The organism is Kitasatospora sp. GP82 (assembly GCF_029892105.1).
Classification (GTDB): domain Bacteria; phylum Actinomycetota; class Actinomycetes; order Streptomycetales; family Streptomycetaceae; genus Kitasatospora.
The window spans coordinates 180,132-201,363 of sequence record NZ_JARZAJ010000007.1; the positions used below are offsets into that span (position 1 = coordinate 180,132).

The 21,232-nt window shown below is 69.8% G+C and carries 16 protein-coding genes, 2 pseudogenes and 1 riboswitch; of the genes and pseudogenes, 6 read left to right on the plus strand and 12 right to left on the minus strand.

What is annotated here, in order from left to right; all coding sequences use genetic code 11:
* Positions 1 to 58: 58 nt before the first annotated feature.
* Positions 59 to 979 (minus strand): UTP--glucose-1-phosphate uridylyltransferase, encoded by a 921-nt coding sequence (locus P3T39_RS09895; RefSeq protein ID WP_280697019.1) that lies wholly within the window; start codon positions 977 to 979, stop codon positions 59 to 61.
* Between the two features lie 315 nt (positions 980 to 1,294).
* Here P3T39_RS09895 and P3T39_RS09900 point away from each other — a divergent pair, with 315 nt between their 5' ends.
* Positions 1,295 to 1,615 (plus strand): hypothetical protein, encoded by a 321-nt coding sequence (locus P3T39_RS09900; RefSeq protein ID WP_280697020.1) that lies wholly within the window; start codon positions 1,295 to 1,297, stop codon positions 1,613 to 1,615.
* Positions 1,616 to 1,722: 107 nt separating this feature from the next.
* On the opposite strand, the gene P3T39_RS09905 is transcribed toward P3T39_RS09900, so the two are convergent.
* Positions 1,723 to 1,959, minus strand: a complete 237-nt coding sequence (locus tag P3T39_RS09905; protein ID WP_280697021.1) for a hypothetical protein — start codon at positions 1,957 to 1,959, stop codon at positions 1,723 to 1,725.
* Positions 1,960 to 2,087: 128 nt separating this feature from the next.
* Positions 2,088 to 3,113: a polysaccharide deacetylase family protein gene (locus P3T39_RS09910; protein WP_280697022.1), complete on the minus strand. Its 1,026-nt coding sequence runs from the start codon at positions 3,111 to 3,113 to the stop codon at positions 2,088 to 2,090.
* A 395-nt stretch (positions 3,114 to 3,508) separates the two neighbouring features.
* Here P3T39_RS09910 and P3T39_RS09915 point away from each other — a divergent pair, with 395 nt between their 5' ends.
* The gene (locus P3T39_RS09915; protein ID WP_280697023.1) at positions 3,509 to 5,038 is read left to right on the plus strand and encodes a putative glycoside hydrolase; all 1,530 of its coding nucleotides are present in this window, start codon (positions 3,509 to 3,511) and stop codon (positions 5,036 to 5,038) included.
* 122 nt (positions 5,039 to 5,160) lie between these two features.
* On the opposite strand, the pseudogene P3T39_RS09920 reads toward P3T39_RS09915, so the two are convergent.
* The 4 genes and pseudogenes from P3T39_RS09920 to P3T39_RS09935 all read right to left on the minus strand — a co-directional run.
* Positions 5,161 to 5,442: pseudogene (locus P3T39_RS09920) on the minus strand (serine hydrolase); the annotation flags it as partial.
* Between the two features lie 163 nt (positions 5,443 to 5,605).
* Positions 5,606 to 6,739 (minus strand): HoxN/HupN/NixA family nickel/cobalt transporter, encoded by a 1,134-nt coding sequence (locus P3T39_RS09925; RefSeq protein ID WP_280697024.1) that lies wholly within the window; start codon positions 6,737 to 6,739, stop codon positions 5,606 to 5,608.
* Positions 6,740 to 6,771: 32 nt separating this feature from the next.
* Positions 6,772 to 6,985, minus strand: a riboswitch (cobalamin riboswitch).
* 390 nt (positions 6,986 to 7,375) lie between these two features.
* Positions 7,376 to 7,909 carry a PadR family transcriptional regulator gene (locus P3T39_RS09930; protein ID WP_280697025.1) on the minus strand — a complete coding sequence of 178 codons (534 nt, stop codon included), beginning with the start codon at positions 7,907 to 7,909 and terminating at the stop codon, positions 7,376 to 7,378.
* A gap of 145 nt (positions 7,910 to 8,054) precedes the next feature.
* Complete coding sequence (locus P3T39_RS09935; RefSeq protein WP_280697027.1) at positions 8,055 to 10,076, minus strand: NADPH-dependent 2,4-dienoyl-CoA reductase; 2,022 nt, start codon at positions 10,074 to 10,076, stop codon at positions 8,055 to 8,057.
* Between the two features lie 186 nt (positions 10,077 to 10,262).
* Between P3T39_RS09935 and P3T39_RS09940 the strand changes: the two genes are divergently transcribed.
* Positions 10,263 to 11,441 (plus strand): heparan-alpha-glucosaminide N-acetyltransferase domain-containing protein, encoded by a 1,179-nt coding sequence (locus P3T39_RS09940; RefSeq protein WP_280697028.1) that lies wholly within the window; start codon positions 10,263 to 10,265, stop codon positions 11,439 to 11,441.
* Between the two features lie 53 nt (positions 11,442 to 11,494).
* Here the strand turns inward: P3T39_RS09940 and P3T39_RS09945 are convergent.
* A pseudogene (locus P3T39_RS09945) lies at positions 11,495 to 11,767 on the minus strand (hypothetical protein); the annotation flags it as partial.
* Positions 11,768 to 11,972: 205 nt separating this feature from the next.
* On the opposite strand from P3T39_RS09945, the gene P3T39_RS09950 reads away from it, so the two are divergent.
* Together P3T39_RS09950 and P3T39_RS09955 are read left to right on the plus strand one after the other, a co-directional pair.
* Entirely contained in the window at positions 11,973 to 12,890 is a 918-nt protein-coding gene (locus P3T39_RS09950) for a 1-phosphofructokinase family hexose kinase (protein WP_280697030.1), read from the plus strand.
* A 324-nt stretch (positions 12,891 to 13,214) separates the two neighbouring features.
* Positions 13,215 to 14,852, plus strand: coding sequence for a cytochrome b N-terminal domain-containing protein (locus tag P3T39_RS09955; RefSeq protein ID WP_280697031.1), 1,638 nt, complete (start codon positions 13,215 to 13,217; stop codon positions 14,850 to 14,852).
* 10 nt (positions 14,853 to 14,862) lie between these two features.
* Here P3T39_RS09955 and P3T39_RS09960 read toward each other — a convergent pair whose 3' ends face one another.
* From P3T39_RS09960 to P3T39_RS09970, 3 genes are all read right to left on the minus strand, one after another.
* On the minus strand, positions 14,863 to 15,252 hold the full coding sequence (locus P3T39_RS09960; RefSeq protein ID WP_280697033.1) for a cytochrome c oxidase subunit 4: 390 nt from the start codon (positions 15,250 to 15,252) through the stop codon (positions 14,863 to 14,865).
* Positions 15,252 to 16,892, minus strand: coding sequence for a cytochrome c oxidase subunit I (ctaD, locus tag P3T39_RS09965; protein ID WP_280697082.1), 1,641 nt, complete (start codon positions 16,890 to 16,892; stop codon positions 15,252 to 15,254). Before ctaD ends, P3T39_RS09960 begins: the two co-directional genes overlap by 1 nt.
* A 270-nt stretch (positions 16,893 to 17,162) precedes the next feature.
* A complete protein-coding gene (locus P3T39_RS09970) occupies positions 17,163 to 17,885 on the minus strand; it encodes a 4'-phosphopantetheinyl transferase superfamily protein (RefSeq protein WP_280697034.1) in 723 nt (240 codons plus the stop codon).
* A gap of 188 nt (positions 17,886 to 18,073) precedes the next feature.
* Here P3T39_RS09970 and P3T39_RS09975 point away from each other — a divergent pair, with 188 nt between their 5' ends.
* Positions 18,074 to 18,997 carry an alpha/beta hydrolase gene (locus tag P3T39_RS09975; RefSeq protein WP_280697035.1) on the plus strand — a complete coding sequence of 308 codons (924 nt, stop codon included), beginning with the start codon at positions 18,074 to 18,076 and terminating at the stop codon, positions 18,995 to 18,997.
* Between the two features lie 100 nt (positions 18,998 to 19,097).
* Here P3T39_RS09975 and P3T39_RS09980 read toward each other — a convergent pair whose 3' ends face one another.
* Positions 19,098 to 20,756 carry a ubiquinol-cytochrome c reductase cytochrome b subunit gene (locus P3T39_RS09980; RefSeq protein WP_280697036.1) on the minus strand — a complete coding sequence of 553 codons (1,659 nt, stop codon included), beginning with the start codon at positions 20,754 to 20,756 and terminating at the stop codon, positions 19,098 to 19,100.
* Between the last annotated feature and the right edge of the window lie 476 nt (positions 20,757 to 21,232).

Genomic DNA, 21,232 nt, shown 5'->3' on the forward strand with positions numbered 1-21,232 from the left:
GGGGGAACCCGTCCCCGACGGTTCGGGAACGGGAGGGGCCGGGCAGAGCCGTGGCTGGTCAGCCGATGGGTGCGGTGGGGGTGGACGGGGCGAGGTCCCGGGCGAACTGGGCCCGCAGGACGGGGCCGTAGTCGGGGTGATTGAAGGCGGCGGCGAGCTGGGCCGTCAGATAGTCGAGCGGGGAGCCCGTGTCGTACCAGGTCCCGTCGATGACCTGCCCGTACACGGCCCTGCTGGCCGCGTACGCGTTGATGGCGTCGGTCAGGTACACCTCGCCGGTGCGGTGCTCGTACCAGCGGCGGGTCTGCTCGCGCAGCTCGTCGACGATGCCGGGGGTGATGACGTAACCGCCGACCGCCGCGTAGGCCGACGGCGCATCGTCGGGCTTCGGCTTCTCGACCAGGCCGGTGATACGGAGTTGGCCGCCGCCGAGGTCCTCCTTGACGACCGGCACACCGTAGCGCACGGAGTCGGCGGCTTCCATCGGCATGAGGGCGAGAACCGGCGAGTTCGTCGCCTCGTACGCCTTGATGAGCTGCTGGGCGCGCGGCACCTGGGCCACGAACACGTCGTCGGGCCACATGACGAGGAACGGCTCGTCACCGAAGCGGCGCGCGGCACACAGCACGGGAGTCCCGTTGCCGTACGGGCCGTGTTGGTCGAGGTAGGTGATGTGACCGAGCCTGGACAGCTCCCCGACCTCCTCGACCGCGTCCGCGTACCCCGGCTTGCCGTCGAGGCGGAGCTGGGCGACGAGGCCCGGGTTCGGGCGGAAGTGACTCTGGATCAGGTCCTTGTGGTCGGAGACGACGATGGTGATGTCGGTGATGCCGGAGTCGATGAGCTCTCGCACGGTGTGCTCGATCACCGGCCGGTCACCGACCGGCAGCATCTCCTTCGGCGTGGCCTTCGTCAGGGGCAGGAGGCGGGAGCCGATGCCGGCGGCAGGGATGACCGCCTTGCGAATGGTGGTGGCCATTGGATATCTCCCGGGTATCGGAGTGCGCGGCGCCGGGCGTGGCGCAGCGATCCGCCGACGCTACCAACGATCACCATGTGATCACTATCAGTTCCGGAACAAGGAGTTGAGCCGAGAGCTTGGCCCATGCCGCCGGGGGCTCCGAGGCGATGTGCCGTGGCGGTCCCTACCGCATGCCGCGCCGTCCAACTTCGGACCCGTATGGCTGCGCCACACGACTGACCTGGGCATCCGGGCAGCCGGACATTGTCCCGCCTCCGTATCAAAGCCGCCTCATGTCGTGCCCTTCGGCAGGACGAGTGGTTGGGTCAAGGTGTGAACGATCCTGAACAAGCCTGCCGCCCTTCCAGCAGCCGCACCGACTGGGCCCTCGTGCACCCGCTGCTCACCGCGCTCAGCCAGGCCGGCGTCCCCATCCGCAGTGGTGACCTCGACCAGCTGCAGCACGCCGCCCACCTCGGCCCCGACTTCGTCCACGCCTTCACCCGCTGGATCCGCGAAGCCCAGACCGCCACAGCAGCCGCGGTGATTCCAACGGCCCCGCCCCTCCCCGCCCGGCCCGCTGCCCCGTCACCGTCGGCCGAGCTGCACGTCCTCGCCCGGCCCCACCGAGGCCGGGAACGCCAGGCGTCCTGACCCCGGGCATCCCGCGTGCCCGCCGACCGGCGGTGCAGCTGCTGCATCCCCAGCCCGGTCGGGCCTTACGGCACGTCAGCCGCGCGGCGGTTCCCCGGGAGGGGAAGTCACGCCTCCGGCAGCTCCCAGAAGGGTCCGTGCCGTCCCACCCGCGCGAAGTAGGCTGCGGCGGACGAGGGGTCGCGCCGGGTGTAGCCGCGGCTCACAGGTGTCGGCCAGCAGCGGGACGACTCGCGGTAGTCCGTTCGATCACCGGGCCAGCCGTGGAGCAGGATCACCGGGTCCCCGGAGCCGGAACGGTCATGGCCGAGCCGGAACCCGTCGATCGGTTCGCTTCGGGGCATCCCCACCTCCGGGCACCGTCCTCGCACCGGCCGAACCGCTCATGACGATTCCGCTCATGACACGAGCATCTCGCAGGCTCGCGGCCGCCGTTACCCACTTCGTACCCGGGGGTGGAGCATCACGCGGGTCAGTAGGGGCGGGCGCGAGAGCGCAGGGGCTCCGCGAGTTGCGACGCCTGGGACTTGGGGAACGTCACGTGGTCCGGATCGCCTGCGGACGTGTAGCGGCCGGCGGGATTCTCCGCCAGTCTGTCGAGCCATACGGTGGATCCGAACTGGGCCTCCGGACCGGTGGCCGCCTCGGAGCGGATGCGCGGGATCGCGGCCGGGTCGAAGGCGCCGTCGAACGGCGAGCGGGACGGGTTGGCCCCCACGAGGTACACGCCGCGATGCTGGTAGGCCACTCCGCCGGCACCGCCCTGCACGGCGAGTGAGCCGGGCTTGGGCATCACCCCGTAGGGCAGGGCCAGGGAGTGCACGGACATACCCGGGACGGCCTTGGTGATCTCCGTCTGTTCGCTCGCGATCGCCTCCTGCACACCGGCCGGGTCGAGGGTGGCCAGGTTGGAGTGGTGGAGCGTGTGGTTTCCGACCTCGAAGCCGTGCTGCGTCAACCAGGTGAGAGCCTTGGTGGCGCCGGTGACGGAGAAAGGCGATCCGTTGACGAAGAAGGTGGCGGTGGCACGGAAGGAGGGGTGCGCCTTCGACACGTCCAGCAGGATCCCCAGCGCGCTGTCGGGCGTGGGATCACCCTTCGGATCCAGCTGGACCTGGCTGTTGGTGGAATCGTCAAAGGTCAGTACGACAGGGTGGGTACCCGCTGGGATGTCGATCCGGCCGCTGGTGAACTCCCCCGCGGTGATGGGCACGTAGTTCTCCCGGGCGAGCCGCTCCAGCTCGGCGCGGAAGTCCGCCGGGGTGCGGTCGTAGACGCTCGCCGGGTGGTCACTGAATTGGTGGTACATCAGGACCGGAACGCTGCCCAGCTCGTTGGCCTGCACGGACGCAGGCTGCTGTGGTGCGGGCGGCGCGGTGCCGACCGCCGCTGCCGACGAGGCGGGTACGGACGCGGAACCGTCGTGAGCCTGCTCCGCGCACGAGGTGGCTGCCAGGAGGAGACCCACGGCGGACAGGAGCACGGTGGAGCGGCGCATGGGACCTCCAGGTCACGGTGGCTGCCATCAGCGTCACCGCGGTGGAACGGGTACGCACCCTCGGCGGTCCAAGCAGCCCAACGGCTGACCTGAACGAGGGACGGCGGGCTCCCCGCAGGCACCGGAGGCACGGGCAGCCGATCGAGGCCCGCCCGGACTGGGTGAAAAGCAGTCAGCTGGCGCGTTGTCGCGTTGCGGAGGCAAGCATATTGAGGGACATATAGGAGAAATCCCTCCATCAAGTGACAGGCGGTACCTCCATGTGCCCCTCGTTCGCCAGCGGTACCTCTCCGGGAAGGCGGTCCTTTCGGCGGATCCGCAGGATCTGTCTACGGGGGAAGCGCGCTCTCCTCCGGTCGCGCAAGAGCCGGCTGGCGCTGGCCACAGGGATCGCCGTGGCCTGCGCGGCCCTGGGCGCATTCGCGCTGGGCACCCCCTCCGCCGGGATCCACCTGCAAGGAGTCCGCGACAACGAGTGGCTGAACGCGGCCACCGCCAAGTCCCTCGACCTGGTTGTCACCGCCGACGACGATTCCGCGCTGGACACGCTCAAGGTCACGCTCGACGGCAGACCCGTACCCGCGCACAGACAGGACGGCAAGCTCCATGTGCAGCCACCCGCCCTGGCCGATGGACAGCACCGGCTCTCCCTCCGGAGCGAGGGCCCGTTGCCGTTCACCGGAACGACCGTCTCACGGACCTTCACCATCGCCACCACCTCGCCCGTCCTGCAGCTGGACAAGGTCACGGCCACGCGGCCCCATACGCCCGTCACCGTCCACGGCACCGCCAAGGATGCCGCCCGGGTCGAGGTCAACGGCATCACGGCGCCGGTGGGCCCCCACGGCACGTTCTCGGTGACCGTGGCCGACCCCCCGCCGCTGGTCAAGGTCATCGCCTCCGACCGCGCGGGCAACACCGCCACCGACGAAGTCCACCTCGCGAGAGTCCACCCGCTGCTCCGCGCGGCACACCTCACCGCCATCGGGTGGACGTCGGACGTGCTGCGCAACGGAATCCTCGACCTGATCCAGCAGAAGAAGCTCAACGCGGTGGAACTGGACATCAAGGACGAGAACGGGGAGATCGGCTACGCGTCGCAGGTGCCGCTGGCCAAGGAGATCGGCGCCGTCAAGGGCTACTACGACGCCCGCGCGACCATCGACGCGCTGCACAAGGCGGGGGCCCAGGTGGTCGGACGCATCGTCGCCTTCCGCGACCCGATCCTTGCCACCGCCTCGTGGCAGCAGGGCCACCACGAGCGCGTGGTCCAGACACCCGGCGGCGAGGCGTACCACGGGGGCAACTACGGCCAGCTCGCCTTCACCAACTTCGCCGACCGCACCGTCCGCGACTACAACCAGGACCTCGCCGCCGAGGCGGCCGGGCTGGGATTCGACGACATCCTCTACGACTACGTGCGCCGCCCCGACGGCCCGTTGCCGACCATGGTGTTCCCCACCCTGGGCAGTACCACCCCGGAGCAGAGCATTGCGGACTTCGTGGCCGAGACCCGGAGCAGGATCAGCGACAAGGGCACCTTCCTGGGCGTGTCGGTCTTCGGTATCGCGGCGACTCGCCCGAACGAAATCGCCCAGGAGATCGGCGCCCTGGCCAAGGAGGTCGACTACATCGCCCCCATGGTCTACCCGTCGCACTGGGGACCCGGTGAGTACAACGTTCCCGACCCCAACTCCCACCCGTACGACATCGTTCAGCGCTCCCTGGCCGACTTCGCCCGCAAGACCGACGGCACCCAGGCCCAGGTGATCCCGTGGCTGCAGGACTTCTCGCTGGGCGTCCACTACGGGCCCAGGGAGGTCGCGGACCAGATCCAGGCCGCAGCCCACGACGGTATGCCGTCGTTCCTCCTGTGGAACGCAGGTGCCCGCTACCAGGGCGAGGCGCTTTCCATCATCCCCTAGTCCCGGCCCCTCGTGACGGCCCGTCATCGCCACGGGCGGGACACCGTGTCACCCCCGCTGCCGATCAGTGCGTGACACCGGGCAGGACCGCCGGTCGAGCCGGCAGGGCGGCCGTGCGGGCCAAACTCGCCGTCCCGGTCGAGATCCCTCAGGACGGCAGCGGCAGCGAGCGGCTTCCACGCCGAGCACATCGGGAAGCGTTCGTCCGCGCGGTGCAGCACGGTCCTGCCCGTGGCCGTGTTGCGGGCGAACGCCCCGAGACGGGCACAGTGTTCGCGCTCAAGCCGGTGCGACTGCACGGTGATCTCGTCGCCGTCCGGCGTCGACGCGTAGACCCTTCCGCCCGCGGGGACAGCGGCGGCTCGTCCCGGGCCGACATGCGGGAGGCGAACAAGCGCTGGCAGGCGGTGATCCGCTCGCCCCGCTTCCCGCGCGGGGCATGCCGCTATGCCGCGGTGCGTACGAGCGCGTCAACCCGGCCTGGTTGGCGCCGGCGGCGGCCTGCCGGCCCGACAGGCAGTTGTCCGTCAGGCCGGGCGGGCGGCGCGCCTGCCGTACGCGGGTGGGTCAACCGGTCCGGGTGGCCTTGGCGCCCCAGCGGTGTTCGACCTTGGCGAGACGCCAGTAGGCCAGGGCTGCGGCCCACACCACGACGAACAGTCCGACGATGATGAATCCCACGTTGTTGAGGTCGATGCCGGAGATCCAGGTGCTCACGGGGTCGGTCAGGTTGAGCTGGTCGTGCAGGACGCCGACCAGTTCGATGGTGCCGATGAGGAAGGCGACGGCGATGGACAGGCCGGTGATGGTGAGGTTGTAGTAGACCTTGCGGGCGGGGTTGGAGAACGCCCAGTGGTAGGCGAAGTTCATGAAGGTGCCGTCGAGCGTGTCGAACAGGCTCATGCCGGCCGCGAAGAGCAGCGGCAGGCAGAGGATCCCGTACCAGGGCAGGCCGGCGGCGGCGCCGGAACCGGCCATGACCATCAGGGTGACCTCGGTGGCGGTGTCGAAGCCGATGCCGAAGAGCAGGCCGATGGGAAACATCTGGCCGGGGCGGGTGATGGACTTGGTGAGCCGCCCGAGGATGCGGTTCATGAAGCCGCGGTTGTCGAGGTGCTTCTCCAGCTCGTGCTCGTCGAACTGGCCGGCGCGCATGGCCTTGAACACCCGGTGGATCCCGGCCAGGGAGACCAGGTTGAGGGCGGCGATGAGGTAGAGGAAGCCGCCGGAGACGCTGGTGCTGACGACGCCCAGGGCCTTGTGGGCGCTGGAGTCGTCGTTGGTGAGGGTGCCGACGACCTTGGCGCCGGTGGCGACCAGACCGGCCAGGACGACGACGATGCTGGAGTGGCCGAGCGCGAACCAGAAGCCGACCGAGATGGGACGCTTGCCGTCGGCCATCAGCTTGCGGGTGGTGTTGTCGATGGCCGCGATGTGGTCGGCGTCGAAGGCGTGGCGCATTCCCAGGGTGTAGGCGGTGATGCCGAGTCCGAGGCCGAAGACCTGGTTGCCGACCGAGTAGTGGTGCGGGGCGACCATCGCGATCAGGATGGTGAAGGCCGCCACGTGCATGACCGTGATCACGGTCATCAGGCCACCGGTGCGGATCCAGTCCTTTCGCTCCCAGCGGAGCGGCGTCACCGCCATGGGTCTGGGAGCGGGTGCGGGCGCGGTCAGTGAAGCGTTTTCGGGCAGGGTCATTTCGGGGCAGCCTCTCCAGCACCTCGTGGATGGTCATCGTGCGGTGCCGTGGCCGGTCTCCTGGCTGACGGGTCGAACATCCTGCACCCGGCCTTCCCAGGCGCGTATTCGACGCCCAGTGACCGCCCGCACTCTCGCGCGGGGGTGGTGCGAGGACTTCCCGATCACAGTGGCGAGGGCCGCTCCGGACTATGTGACGAGCACAGCACACCGGTCTTCCCGAACACCACGGCGGAGAACACCGTAGGGGGTCGGCCGTCCGGTCCACAAGACTGCACAGCTGCGCAGGTATTGTCAGATCCTTTGGAGGCACAGGAAGGAATGGGACCATGAATCCGGTCCCGGCGGATCGCGCGCGAAACCCGGAATTGCCTTGCCGAGCTGGAGGATCCCGCTGCGGCACCAGCTCGCACTGGGCGACAATCGTCGGGTGGCCGAAGCCGGTGTGGTGCACGTTTTCCGCTCGCGCGTCCGGCTCACCGCTGGATGTGCACGTGGACAACACGAAGGCGTCCGGTGGGTTCATCCGCACGTACCCCGGCTGGCTCGCGCGGGCTGCGTGGGAAGGAGCCGGGCGGGTAGCTGCGGCCGCGCTCCAGCACGAGCGTGCGAAGGCCGGCCTGGGAGGCCGTTCGCTCAGTTGTCCTCGGGGAGTTGGGCGAGGGCGTGGTCGAGCCAGTCGAGCCAGAAGGACTCCAGGCCGATGCCCGCCTGAAGCACCAGGTGCTGGAGGCGGGCCTTCTCGTCGTCGGCGGACGCGAAGTCGCGTTCCTCGATGGACTGGTACTTGGTCAGTTGGCGGCGGTGCAGGTCGCGGTGGCGACGCAGTTCGACGGCCAGCCCGTCCGTGCCGACCACCGCCGCCGCGCGCAGGCGCAGGACGAGGGCGTCACGGACGGGTTTGGGGTCCTGGCTCTCGGTGATCCAGGCGGTCAGGGCGGCGCGGCCGTCGGGGAGGACCTCGTACTCCTTGCGTCCGCCTCGGGCCGGCTGCTGCTGGGGCAGCTCTCGGATCAGACCGGACTCCTCCAGCCTGCCCAGCTCTCGGTAGATCTGCTGGTGGGTGGCAGGCCAGAAGAAGCCGATCGACTTGTCGAACCGGCGCGTCAACTCCAGCCCCGAGGACGGCTTCTCCAGCAGGGCGGTGAGGATGGCGTGCGGCAGCGACATGGCCGGTGAAGCCTCCAACGAATACGAACTACTGGGTACCGAGCATCCTAGGGCTCAGGCGTCGGAGCTCGGGCATCCGCGTCCGGGCAGCAGGCAGCAGGCAGCAGGCAGCAGGCAGCAGGACACAGGAGCCCGAGCGCCGGAGTCAGAGCGCGGCCGCGAGGCGGGTGCCCTGGTCGATGGCACGCTTGGCGTCGAGTTCGGCCGCGAGGTCGGCGCCGCCGATCAGGTGCGGCTGCTGTCCGAGGGCGGTCAGTGCCTCGTAGAGCTCGCGCCGGGGCTCCTGGCCGGTGCAGATCACCACGGTGTCGGCGGGGATGAGCTCCTCGCGTCCGTCCACGGTGATGTGCAGCCCGGCGTCGTCGATCCGCCGGTAGGTGACGCCGGAGAGCATGGTGACACCCCGGTGGCGGAGTTCCGTGCGGTGGATCCAGCCGGTGGTCCTGCCGAGTCCGGCGCCGACCTTGCTGGTCTTGCGCTGGAGCAGGTGGACGGTGCGCGGCGCGGCGGCCCGGGCCGGCGGGCGGAGTCCGCCGGGGGCGCGGTAGTCGGCGTCGATGCCCCACTGCCGGTGGAAGGCTTCCCGGTCGAGGGAGGCGCCGTCGCCCGGGTCGGTGAGGTAGGCGGCGACGTCGAAGCCGATGCCGCCGGCACCGAGGATCACGACCCGCTCCCCCACCTCGGCCTTGTCCCGCAGCACGTCCAGGTAGCCGATCACGCTGGGGTGGTCGAGACCGGGGATCTCGGGGGTGCGCGGGGTGACTCCGGTGGCGAGGACGATCTCGTCGTAGCCTTCGGCCACCAGGTCCTCGGCGGAGGCGGCGGTGCCGAGCCGGAGTTCGACCTGCTCCGCTTCCAGGCGGTGGCGGAAGTACCGCAGGGTCTCGTCGAACTCCTCCTTGCCGGGCACCTGGCGGGCGATGTTGAGCTGTCCGCCGATCTCGCCGGCCGCGTCGTGGAGGGTGACGGCATGGCCGCGTTCGGCGGCGGAGACCGCGAACGCGAGCCCGGCGGGTCCCGCGCCGACCACGCCGATCCGCTTGCGGCGGCGGGTCGGACTGAGGACCAGCTCGGTCTCGTGGCAGGCCCGGGGGTTGACCAGGCAGGAGGTGATCTTCCCGCTGAAAGTGTGGTCGAGGCAGGCCTGGTTGCAGCCGATGCAGGTGTTGATGGTCTCGGCGCGGCCGCGCTCGGTCTTGGCCACGAAGTCCGGGTCGGCGAGCAGCGGGCGGGCGAGGGCGACCATGTCGGCATGGCCCTCGGCGAGCAACTGCTCTGCCACCTCGGGGGTGTTGATGCGGTTGCTGGTGACCAGCGGCACCTGGACGGCGCCCATCACCTTCTTGGTGACCCAGGCGAACGAGCCGCGCGGAACGGAGGTCGCGATGGTCGGGATACGGGCCTCGTGCCAGCCGATACCGGTGTTGATGATCGTGGCACCGGCCGCCTCGATCGCCTTGGCGAGGGTGATCACCTCGTCCAGGCTGGAGCCACCGGGCACCAGGTCGAGCATGGAGAGCCGGTAGACGACGATGAAGTCCGACCCGAGCCGCTCGCGCACCCGGCGGACGATCTCGACCGGGAAACGCATCCGGTTGCGGTAGTCCCCGCCCCAGCGGTCCTCGCGGTGGTTGGTGGCGGAGGCGATGAACTCGTTGATCAGATAACCCTCGGAGCCCATGATCTCGACGCCGTCGTAACCGGCGAGTTTGGCGAGTTCAGCGGCACGGACGAAGTCCTCTATCGTCCGCTCCACCTCCTCGTCGGTGAGCGCGCGCGGGGTGAACGGGCTGATCGGCGCCTGGATCGCGCTGGGCGCCACCAGTTCGGGATGGTGGGCGTAGCGGCCGAAGTGCAGGATCTGCATGGCGATCCGGCCGCCCTCGCGGTGGACGGCAGCCGTGACGACGGCGTGCTGCGCCGCCTCCTCCTCGGTGGTCAACTTGGCGCCACCACCCCAGGGGCGACCCTCCTCGTTCGGGGCGATCCCCCCGGTGACGATCAGCCCCACGCCGCCGCGCACCCGGGCCGCGTAGAACTCGCCCATCCGCTCGAAACCGCCGGGCGCCTCCTCGAGGCCGACGTGCATCGAACCCATCAGCACCCGGTTGGGCAGTGTGGTGAACCCCAGGTCGAGCGGGCTCAGCAGGTGGGGGTACGCGGTCATCCAGCGCCTCCTCGCGCGAAGTCGTCACCTCAAGGTAGGACGGACGAGCCCGGTTATGCAACTAGTTGCACATGCGTGCTCCGTCACGGCGGCCGGACGCATCTCGGCACGCCCCCGCCGATCAGCGGGGCCAACTCCCCGACCGGAGAGGTATGTTCCGCGCACGAAAGGCCCAAGACTGGGGTCATGTCCGCTGACACCTTCACCGACCACCGGGCCTCGGCACCCGCCCCGGCCGCCTCGGGACGCCTCCTCGGCCTCGACCTGGCCCGAGGGCTCGCCGTCCTCGGTATGTTCGCCGCCCATGTCGGCCCCGACCCGGCCGACGGCGGGCCGGTCGCGGGGGCCATGCAGTTCACCCACGGGCGCGCCTCGGCGCTCTTCGCGATGCTGGCCGGAGTCTCACTGGTCCTGATCGCCGGTCGCACCCCGAGAGTCGGCCGGGACGGCAGGCAGGCCCTGGCCAGGATCGTGATCCGCGCCCTGGTCCTGCTGGCGCTCGGCACCGTGATGACGGAGATCGGCACCTCGGTGGCGGTCATCCTCGCCTACTACGGCGTCTACTTCCTGCTGGCCCTGCCGCTGACCCGTCTGAAGGCCGGACCGCTGGCGGCCGCCGCACTGGCCTGGGCGCTGATCGGCCCCCAGCTCTCCTTCGTCCTCCGGGCCGGACTGCAGAGCCTCGACTGGACGGAACTGCTCACCGCCCACGACCCGATCGCCCACTACAGCGGTGAGGGCCTGCTGAACCTGCTGCTCACCGGCAACTACCCCGCCCTCACCTGGATGCCCTTCGTCCTCGCGGGCATGGCGCTCGGGCGGATCGACCTGAGCAGCGCGGCCGTGCGCGCCAGGCTGGCAGTGGCGGGCGCGGCGCTGGCGGCCGTGGGTTACGGCGGCTCCTGGCTGGCCTGCCAACTCGCCCCCACCGAGGAGCAGTTGGACTGGTGGCACGGCCCGGAGGAAGGAACCGTCGCCACCACCCACCCCGCCGGACTGCTGACCGCCTCCCCCCACAGCGGCACCACCTTCGAGGTACTCGGCAGCCTGGGCATCGCCGTCTTCACCCTGGTCGCGTGCACCGCGCTGCTGGCGCAACCGTCCTCCGGTCTCCGGCAGGCGGCGGCACCGCTGGTCGCACCGGTGCTGGCCGTCGGCACGGTCTCGCTCTCCGTGTACGTCGGCCATGTCGCACTGATCGGGGCACTGGGCGGCGACGACATGCAGGGGTCCCCCCTGGTGATGCTGATGCTGTTCGCCGTGCTGGCCATGGCGCTGGCCCGGCTGTGGACGCGCCTTTTCCGGCGCGGCCCGCTGGAGGCGGTACTGCACCGGGCCACACTGCTCGCAAGATACGTACGCTGACCCGGCGTCGGCGAAGCAGCGCACCGCAGGCGAGATCAGCGGGGCCAGTGGGGTCAGCGCCCGAAGGTGTCGATGTCGGCGATCTTCCAGGCGCCGTCCTGGCGGATCGCGTCCACCGCGAACATCGCGGGCGGGTAGGCGGTGTCGGCCTTCGACTGGTCGGTACCGGTCTTCGCCTGACCGGTGCCGTCGGCGGCCGGCTTGCCGTTGTCAGCCGTACCGGTGTTGCGCTGGTCCGCGAAGATCAGCAGGCGGGCCCGGTCCCCGTCGATCACTGCCACCCCGGCGTCGGTGACCGTTGTGGTCAGCACCGGCTTCTGCTGCGGCCCCGGGACGGGGACGCCCTGGTCGAGGGTCATGGTGACCTTCACCCGGGTGCCCTGCGGCCTTCGGCGGCTGGCGCTCCCTCCGCCGCCACGACGCCTGACGCCTCACACCACGGGCGAGGATATTGCGCGAACATGCTCACCAGGTCTAGTAATGAGCATCATCAAGCATCACTACTCTCGTATCGAAAGCGGAGCAGCGCCCGTGATCCTCACCGTCACGCTCAACACCGCCGTCGATGTCACCTACCGCCTGCCCACCGTGCGACCCAACAGCAGCAACCGCGTCCGCGAGGTGGCCCAGCGCGCCGGCGGCAAGGGGGTGAACGTGGCACGGGTGCTCGCAGCCCTGGGGCACGAGACCGTTGTCACGGGGCTGGTGGGCGGCGCCAACGGGCGTCGGCTCCGCGCGGACCTCTCGACGGCCGGGCTGAACGACCAGCTGGTACCGGTCGCCGGAGAGACCAGACGCACCGTGGCGATCGTCGAGGAGCGCAACGGCAGGACCACGATGCTCCTGGAGCCCGGCCCTGTGATCACCCCGGCCGAATGGTCCCAATTCCTCACCGGCTACGAGCAGTTGCTCTCCGATGCGGCAGCCGTCGTACTCTCCGGCAGCCTCCCCGCCGGGCTGCCCCGGGACGCGTACGCGACCCTCGTCGACCTCGCAACCGCACGTCGCGTACCCGCCGTTCTTGACGCCGACGGCCCCGCGCTGCTCACCGCCCTCCCGGCCCGCCCGGCGCTGATCAAACCGAATGCCGACGAGCTCGCCTCCGCCACCGGCATCGTGGACCCGCACACCGCCGCCGAGGCACTTCGCACCGCCGGGGCCCGGTCCGTGGTCGCCTCACTCGGGCCGGACGGCCTCATCGCCGTGACACCGCAGGGCAGTTGGCATGCCCGCCCGCCCGAGACGGTGAGCGGCAACCCCACCGGAGCCGGGGATGCCGCAGTCGCCGCCCTCACCGCGGGCCTGGTCGCCGAGGCATCCTGGCCCGAGCGGCTGGCCCAGGCCGTCGCGCTCTCGGCCGCCACCGTCCTCGCCCCGCTCGCGGGCGGCTTCGACGCCGCCGCCCACCGCCGCATGCTCCCACTGGTCACGGTCGAAGCAGTCGCCTGATCGCCCCGGTCTCCTACCACCGGCTGTGCCGGCTCGTCCTTCCCGTGAGCCCGCTGCACCGGCACGGGCTCCAGCGGTGAACCTCCCGGCACCCGGCACCCGGCACCCGTCCGCGCACGGCCACGAAGCGCTGCGCAGAACGGTGGTGCCATCGCCGCGTCCGGCTGTCGACGGCCTGAGCGCCCCGCTGCCGCGAGCCGGCGACGACGAGGGGGCGAACGGGTGAATGCGGGCCCGATCCACGTGTCCTCCCCGGTCCGCCGGCCTCCCGCTGCCGATATGGCTGTCACAGAGAGCAGTCCAGGGAACGAGAGGTGGGGTCGAATGCTCCTGTCACGAAGAAGAGCCAGGCCGCGGCGGCAGGTTGCGCGTGCCGCCACCGGCGCCGTGCTCGCCGCGGACGCGCGGCTGCCGCTGTTCGACGGCCTCAGAGGGCTCGTCCGGAAGATCTTTCCCGACCACTGGTCCTTTCTGCTGGGCGAGTTCGCCCTCTACAGCTTCGTCCTGCTGCTGCTCACCGGGACGTTTCTGACCTTCTTCTTCGACCCCGATATGGCGGAAGTCGTCTACCACGGCAGCTACCAGCCGCTGCGCGGGGTGCGGATGAGCCAGGCCTACGCCTCGACGCTGGACATCAGCTTCGAGGTGCGGGGCGGACTGCTGATCCGGCAGGTGCACCACTGGGCCGCGCTGGTCTTCACCGCCTCCATCGGGGTCCATCTGCTGCGGGTCTTCTTCACCGGGGCGTTCCGACGCCCCCGGGAGATCAACTGGATGGTGGGGCTCACCCTCTTCCAACTGGCGCTGTTGGAGGGCTTCGCCGGCTACTCGCTGCCGGACGACCTGCTGTCAGGCACCGGTCTGCGCACCGCCCAGGGTTTCGTGCTCTCCCTGCCGCTGGTGGGAAGCTACCTCGCGTTCTTCCTCTTCGGCGGGGAGTTCCCCGGCGAGCGCATCGTTCCGCGGCTGTACGCCACGCACATCCTGCTGCTGCCCGGTGTTCTCCTGGGTCTTCTCAGCCTGCATCTGCTGCTGGTCTTCCGGCTGACGCACACGCAGTGGAACGGCCCCGGCCGGCACAACCGCAACGTCGTGGGCAAACCGATGTTCCCGGCCTTCGCCATCCAGACCGGGGGGCTGACCATGATGGCCTTCGGTCTGCTGACACTGCTCGGCGCGGTCGGGCAGATCAACCCGATCTGGCGCTACGGCCCCTACCGGCCCGATCAGGCGTCGACCGACGCGCAGCCCGACTGGTACATGGGCTTCATCGAAGGCGCGCTGCGCCTGATGCCCGGCGTCGAGACCCGGTTGTGGGGTCACAGCGTCTCGTGGAACCCTCTGCTGCCCGCGGTGGTGTTCCCCGCGGCGTTCTTCGTCGCGCTGTACGCCTACCCGTTCCTGGAGAGCTGGGTGACCGGTGACGGCGGCGAACAGCATCTGTGCGACCGGCCGCGCAACAGGCCGACCCGTACCGGTCTCGGGGTGGCAGGGGTGGTCTTCTACGCGGTGCTGCTACTGGCGGGTGGTCAGGACGTGGTGGCCCGCACCCTGGACGTCTCGTTGGTCGGTCTCGTTGTGACGCTGCGCGCTGCGGTACTGGTTGGGCCGCCACTGGCCTTCTGGCTGACCAAACGGCTCTGCCTGGCCCTGCAGGCCAGGGACAACGAGTTGTTGGCCAAGGGCCGGAAGAGCGGTTTCGTGCGGGAGACCGTGGAGGGCGCCTATGTGAGCGACTCCCACGCCCTTCCGGCGGGTCGCCGGTACACGCTGGCGGTTCGGAACATGCCGAGGCCGCTGCCCGCACTGCAGCGGGGCGCATCGCGGCGAGCACGCCTCAGATCGGCGTTGAGCCGGTGGTACTACCGTGACCGGGTCGAACTCTCCGTGCCGGAGCACCCCGACGGGGAGGGACCCGAACGGAAGGCCGTCACCGCACGGATGCCGCCCGGGGAGGAGTGAGCGGACCGGGTCAGGGCTCTCGTTGGCCGTACTCGAAGACGAAGCCGCCCACGCCGGGGATCAGCACCCCGATGCCGATCAGCGCGAGCCACAGGCCGTAGACGACCCCGAGGGCGAAGACCGCGACACCCGTCGCGGTCAGGACGGGGTAGGCGCTGCGCGGGGCGAAGAAGTCGAGCGGCCCGGTGCCTTCGACGACCGCCACATCGGTGCGGTCCTGCAACCGCTCGCCCCGGCGGGCGTGCTGGACCCACAGGAAGGCCGCGACCAGGGCCGACATCAGGAAGGAGACGGTCAGGGCGACGGTGCCGGCCGGTTCCAGGGCGAACCAGCCGTAGGTGGAGGCGGTGAGCGCGAAGAACACCGCGACACCGCTGAACAGACAGGCCTCGGCCCGCATCAAATAGCCCTTTCCGCGGCCTCGACGGCCTCGCGGGAGTACTCGGGATGGTTGAGGTCGAACGCGGGTCCCTCGGACCGGATCCGCGGCAGCGCGTGGAAGTTGTGCCGCGGCGGCGGACAGGAGGTCGCCCATTCCAGCGAGCGTCCGTAGCCCCAGGGGTCGTCCACGGTGACCTTCTCCCCGTACCTGGTGGTCTTCCAGACGTTGTAGAGGAACGGCAGGGTGGACAGGCCGAGGAGGAAGGCGCCGGCCGAGGAGACGGTGTTGAGGGTCGTGAAGCCGTCGTCGGGCAGGTAGTCGGCGTAGCGGCGCGGCATGCCCTGGGCGCCGAGCCAGTGCTGGACCAGGAAGGTGAGCTGGAAGCCGGGCAGCAGCAGCCAGAAGTGCAGCTTTCCCAACCGCTCGTCCAGCATCCGGCCCGTCATCTTGGGCCACCAGAAGTAGAACCCGCCGAACATCGCGAAGACCACGGTGCCGAAGAGCACGTAGTGGAGGTGGGCCACGACGAAGTAGCTGTCGGTCACATGGAAGTCGATCGGCGGGGCGGCTAGCAGTACACCCGTCAGTCCGCCGAGCAGGAAGGTCACCAGGAAGCCGATGGCCCACAGCATCGGGGTGTCCAGGGAGATCGAGCCGTTCCACATGGTGCCGACCCAGTTGAAGAACTTCACGCCGGTCGGCACGGCGATCAGCAGGGATGCGAGGGAGAAGAACGGCAGTAGGACCTGCCCGGTGGCGAACATGTGGTGCGCCCAGACGATCGCGGAAAGTCCGGTGATGGCGATGGTGGCGCCGATCAGCCCGTGGTAGCCGAAGATCGGCTTGCGGGAGAACACCGGGATGATCTCGGAGATGATCCCGAAGAAGGGCAGCGCCACGATGTAGACCTCGGGATGCCCGAAGAACCAGAACAGGTGCTGCCACAGGATCGCCCCGCCGTTGGCCGCGTCGAAGACATGCGCCCCGAACTTCCGGTCCGCCTCCAGGGCTGCCAGCGCGGCGGTCAGGACCGGGAAGGAGAGCAGCGCCAGGATCGAGGTGAACAGCACGTTCCAGGTGAAGATCGGCATCCGGAACAGCGTCATTCCCGGGGCGCGCAGGCAGGCGATCGTGGTGATGAAGTTGACCGAGCCCAGGATGGTGCTCAGTCCGGCCACGAGCAGGCCCATCGTCCACAGGTCCGCACCGGTGCCCGGGCTGCGGACCGGGCCGTTCAGCGGGGCGTAGGCGAACCAGCCGAAGGACGCGGCGCCGTTGCTCGTGAGGAACCCGCTGACCACCATCAGGCCGCCCAGGAGGTACACCCAGTAGGTGAACGCGTTCAGCCGGGGGAACGCCACATCGGGCGCACCGATCTGAAGCGGCATCACCGCGTTGGCGAAACCCGCGAAGGTGGGCGTCGCGAACAGCAGCATCATGATGGTGCCGTGGATCGTGAAGAGCTGGTTGTACTGGTCCCGGGTGAAGAACTGCAGCCCAGGCCGGGCGAGCTCGGCGCGCATCAGCATCGCCAGCACCCCGGCGAAGAGGAAGAAGCCGAACGAGGTGACCAGGTAGAGATTGCCGATCACCTTGTGGTCGGTCGTCGTCAGCCAGCGGAGCACGGCGGAGCCCTGCCGGAGCGGTGAGGCCGACACCGGGGCCGCAGGAAGGACATCCGCGCTTTCCGTCACCGTGTCTCCTCGTCTCTCCCCGCTGCACGCCTGCGCATGGAGACGGCCGCGTTCCGATGCAATCATCCGCAGCCCTGCCAGGTCGGCACCGACGCGGAATCGCGCACCGGCGACAGGGCCGTCCGTGCTGCGCCTCGGACACCTCGGCGCAGGCGTCGATGCCCGTCTCGGCTGCGAGACGGTGCAGTTGCGCCGTCAGGGCCGCGCGGGATCCGTGCGCGCCGCGGACCGGCGCTAGCCGCCGAGTCCGGTCAGACCGACCAGTCCGGCCAGCCGTGGGGCCTGCGGGCTGACCACGGAAGCCGTCGCCCCGTACTGCGGCGCATCCCAGTCGAGCAGGTGGAGGTCCTCGAAGCGACTGCTCAGCGGCGCACCGCCGACGGTCTCCAGCGGCAGCGCGGAGAGGTCCAGCGCGCCCATGCTGTCCAGGGTGGCGCGGCCGATCTTGACCATCGCCTCCTTGCGCACCCACTGCCGCAGGAACGCCCATCCCGGTTCCGCGTGCTCCCTGACCAGCCGCAACTCGGCCTCGGTGAGCACCCGTTCCAGCACGTCCTGGCCAGGGCCGTCCCGCTCCGCCCGCTCCACGTCCACGCCGACCGGCCCGAAGCCGGCGGCCGCCGCGACCACACCCTTGGTGTGCGAGAGGCTGACGTGAACGTCGGGGTGGCCCGGCAGGTACGGCTTGCCGTGGTCGCCCTTGCCGCAGCCGGGACAGCTCTGGGCGAGCGTCACCTCCGCGGCGGTCACACCGAGCAACTGCGCCGCGCACAGCCGCACCAGGATGTGGGCCGCGACGAAGTCCTGGCGGGTGGTCTCGTGCCGGAAGCGTGCCGCGCGGACGCGTTCGATCTCGGTGAGCAGGTCTTCATGGGCCTCGGGGTGCCGCAGCACCTCCGCGCTGGCCGCAGCCACCGCCAGCGGGCCGTCTCCCCTGCGGTCCGTGTCGCTGTGCATTCCTGCCGCCTCTTCCCGTCCGCCCTCGGATCCCGCTCCTGTCGAGGGACCAACCTACGAGGCACCAACGGCATGGATCAATCCACCGCCGAACCAGCCCGGCTCAACTAATGGATAGATAAGTATTGACACATTATCTGAAGCTTCGGTAGAACAGCCTCATCACCAAGACCACGGAGGCATCCCGCATGGCAGTCTCACCCCTCCCCCAGGTACTCCACCGCCACCTCGACGTCGACGGCGTGCGTGTCTTCTACCGCGAGTCGATCCCATCCCGGGCCGCCGGCGACGAGGTCCCGGTGATGCTGCTGCTGCACGGCTTCCCGTCCGCATCGCACCAGTACCGCCGCCTGATGGACTCCCTCGGGGCGCACTACCGCCTGATCGCCCCCGACTACCCGGGCTTCGGCCACAGCGACGTTCCCGCCCCGGCAAGCACCGGCGGGACCTTCTCCTACACCTTCGACCACCTCGCCGACATCACCGAGCGGTTCGTCCAGCAGCTCGGCCTCACCCGATTCGTGCTGTACGTCTTCGACTTCGGCGCACCCGTCGGTTTCCGGCTGGCCACCCGCCACCCCGAGTGGATCACCGGCCTGGTGGTGCAGAACGGCAACGCCTACGAGGAGGGGCTCTCCGAGGCGGCCCGGTCGTTCATCGCGCTGCGCCCCGAGACCGAGGGTGCCGAGCAGAGCATCCGCGAGCTGCTCACACTCCCCGCCACCCGCGGCCAGTACGAGGGCGGCACCACCGACCCCCGTCTCGTCGCCCCCGACGGCTGGACCCTCGACCAGCACTTCCTCGACCAACCCGGCCGCACCCGGCCGCAGTTGGATCTGGCCTTCGACTACCACTCCAACCTGGCCCGCTACCCCGAGTGGCAGGAGTGGCTGCGCAAGCACACCCCGCCCACCCTGATCACCTGGGGCCGCAACGACCCGTTCTTCCCCGAGCCCGGCGCCCGCGCCTACCTCCGCGACCTCCCGGACGCCGAAGTCCACCTCTTCGACACCGGCCACTTCGCCCTGGAGGAGAACCTCCCCGAAATCGCCCCGCTGATCGCCGACTTCCTCGACCGCGTCTGGCCCCGCCACACCCCGACGCCGGCCTGACGGCACGATCCGCAACGGCGTCCCCCCGGCCCGGGCCACCGCCCGGACGCCTGAGGGCCCGCCGGAGTCGACGGGCCCTCACGAGTGAGCGGGGTGACGGTCAGTGGTGGCCGTGGCCGCTGCTGATCTCCTCGTACTCCTCCGCGGTCGGCTTGGCGATCTGGCTGTACTGGCCGAAGTAGTGCTTCGAGAGCTTGGCGCGCCAGCGGGCCAGCCGGCTCACCTTGAGGGCGACGCCGTTCTCGTCCACGGCCGGCGGCAGCTCGACCGGCTGGTACTGCTCGTGCGCGGTGTACGAGTGCAGCTGGGCCGGCGACAGCGGCTCGTGGACCTCGATGAACTCGCCGTGCGGCTTACGCACGATGATGCCGCTCTCGCGGCCGTGCAGCACCTTCTCCCAGTCCCGCCGCTGAAGGCCCAGGCACCAGCGCTTGGTGATGAAGTAGACCACCACCGGCACCACGAAGAAGCCGATCCGGCAGAACCAGGTGATCGAGTTGAGCGACAGGTGGAAGTGCGTGGCGAACAGGTCGTTGCCACCACCCACCAGCAGGACGACGTACAGCCCGATCCAGGCGGCGCCCAGGCCGGTACGGACCGGGGCGTTGCGCGGGCGGTCCAGGATGTGGTGCTCGCGCTTGTCGCCGGTGATCCAGGCCTCGACGAACGGGTAGCACCAGATCGCCAGCAGGACCAGCGGGAAGACCACCAGCGGAACGAACACCCCGAGGTTCAGGGTGTGACCCAGGAACCGGATCTCCCAGCCCGGCATGATCCGGATCAGGCCCTCGGAGTAGCCCATGTACCAGTCCGGCTGCGCGTCCGTGGACACCTGGTCGGGCCGGTACGGGCCGTACGCCCAGATCGGGTTGACCGTGGCGACCGCCGCCATGGCCGAGACGATGCCGAACACCAGGAAGAAGAAGCCACCAGCCTTGGCCATGTAGACCGGCATCAGCGGCATGCCGACGACGTTCTTCTCCGTGCGGCCGGGGCCCGCCCACTGGGTGTGCTTGTGGTAGAAGACCAGGATCAGGTGCGCCACCAGCAGCCCGGCCATGATGCCGGGGATGAGCAGCACATGGACGGTGAACAGCCTCGGGATGATGACGGTGCCCGGGAACTGGCCGCCGAAGAGGAAGAACATCAGGTAGGTGCCGACGATCGGCACGGCGAGGATCGCGCCCTCCATGAAGCGGATGCCCGTGCCGGAGAGCAGGTCGTCGGGGAGCGAGTAGCCCATGAAGCCGTCGAACATGCCGAGGATCAGCAGCATGGCGCCGACGAGCCAGTTGAGCTCGCGCGGCTTGCGGAACGCCCCGGTGAAGAAGACCCGCATCATATGGACGAGCATCGACGCGACGAAGAGGATCGCCGCCCAGTGGTGGATCTGGCGGATCAGCAGACCCCCGCGGATGTCGAAGCTGATGCCCAGGGTGGAGGCGTACGCCTCCGACATCCGGATGCCGTTCAGCGGGACCCACTTACCGTGGTAGACGATCTCGCCCATGCTCGGGACGAAGAACAGGGTCAGCCAGACACCCGTGATGATGATGATCACGAAGGTGTAGAGCGCGATCTCACCGAGCATGAAGGACCAGTGGTCCGGAAAGATCTTGCGCAGATTCGACTTCGCGAGCGAATAGATGCCAAGGCGGCCGTCGGCCCAGTCGGCGACGGTCTCCGCCTTGTCGGCGGGCACGGTCCGCGAACTGCTCGGCGTGTCGGTGCTCAACGAGGCACTTGTGTCGGCACTCATACCCGGCACCCCCGGAAGGCCGTGGCCGCTACGGCCGACGGCGGCGTGTGGGCTCGGGTGACGCGGCGGAGGACTGGCACAGGGGTCATCGGGGCTCTCTCGGTGTTGGGCGGTCAGGGGCGCAGGGGCCGGCGAGAGTGAACCGACTGGCTCGGCGGCCGGATCGTGGTGGACGGCGGCCGACGACCGCCGGGCTGGGCGATTGCGGGGACCGTGGGCGGTACTCCTCGGCGCCGGACGTCGACGCGACCGGGCACTGCACGCCCTCCACGGAGGCGGACGTCGCGGACCGGTTTTCGGGCACGGCACTGGTGGTCCATGCTGCCGGGCCGTCAGCCGCCACGCACGCTCATCCGGCCCACGGTGACGTGTCGTTAGGCCGATGGAGGCACTCCGGGCGGCCGAACGGACCTGTTCCTCCCCGGGCGTGCTGCAGGCAGGCAGGCCGCTCACGTGCCCGGGGCGCGAGCCCCTGC

Bases quoted from the DNA above. Each gene is read 5' to 3' on its own strand.
- P3T39_RS09895 (WP_280697019.1), bottom strand. From the start codon at position 979: ATGGCCACCACCATTCGCAAGGCGGTCATCCCTGCCGCCGGCATCGGC.
- P3T39_RS09905 (WP_280697021.1), bottom strand. From the start codon at position 1,959: ATGCCCCGAAGCGAACCGATCGACGGGTTCCGGCTCGGCCATGACCGT.
- P3T39_RS09910 (WP_280697022.1), bottom strand. From the start codon at position 3,113: ATGCGCCGCTCCACCGTGCTCCTGTCCGCCGTGGGTCTCCTCCTGGCA.
- P3T39_RS09925 (WP_280697024.1), bottom strand. From the start codon at position 6,739: ATGACCCTGCCCGAAAACGCTTCACTGACCGCGCCCGCACCCGCTCCC.
- P3T39_RS09930 (WP_280697025.1), bottom strand. From the start codon at position 7,909: ATGTCGCTGCCGCACGCCATCCTCACCGCCCTGCTGGAGAAGCCGTCC.
- P3T39_RS09935 (WP_280697027.1), bottom strand. From the start codon at position 10,076: ATGACCGCGTACCCCCACCTGCTGAGCCCGCTCGACCTGGGGTTCACC.
- P3T39_RS09940 (WP_280697028.1), top strand. From the start codon at position 10,263: ATGTCCGCTGACACCTTCACCGACCACCGGGCCTCGGCACCCGCCCCG.
- P3T39_RS09955 (WP_280697031.1), top strand. From the start codon at position 13,215: ATGCTCCTGTCACGAAGAAGAGCCAGGCCGCGGCGGCAGGTTGCGCGT.
- P3T39_RS09960 (WP_280697033.1), bottom strand. From the start codon at position 15,252: ATGCGGGCCGAGGCCTGTCTGTTCAGCGGTGTCGCGGTGTTCTTCGCG.
- P3T39_RS09970 (WP_280697034.1), bottom strand. From the start codon at position 17,885: ATGCACAGCGACACGGACCGCAGGGGAGACGGCCCGCTGGCGGTGGCT.
- P3T39_RS09975 (WP_280697035.1), top strand. From the start codon at position 18,074: ATGGCAGTCTCACCCCTCCCCCAGGTACTCCACCGCCACCTCGACGTC.
- P3T39_RS09980 (WP_280697036.1), bottom strand. From the start codon at position 20,756: ATGAGTGCCGACACAAGTGCCTCGTTGAGCACCGACACGCCGAGCAGT.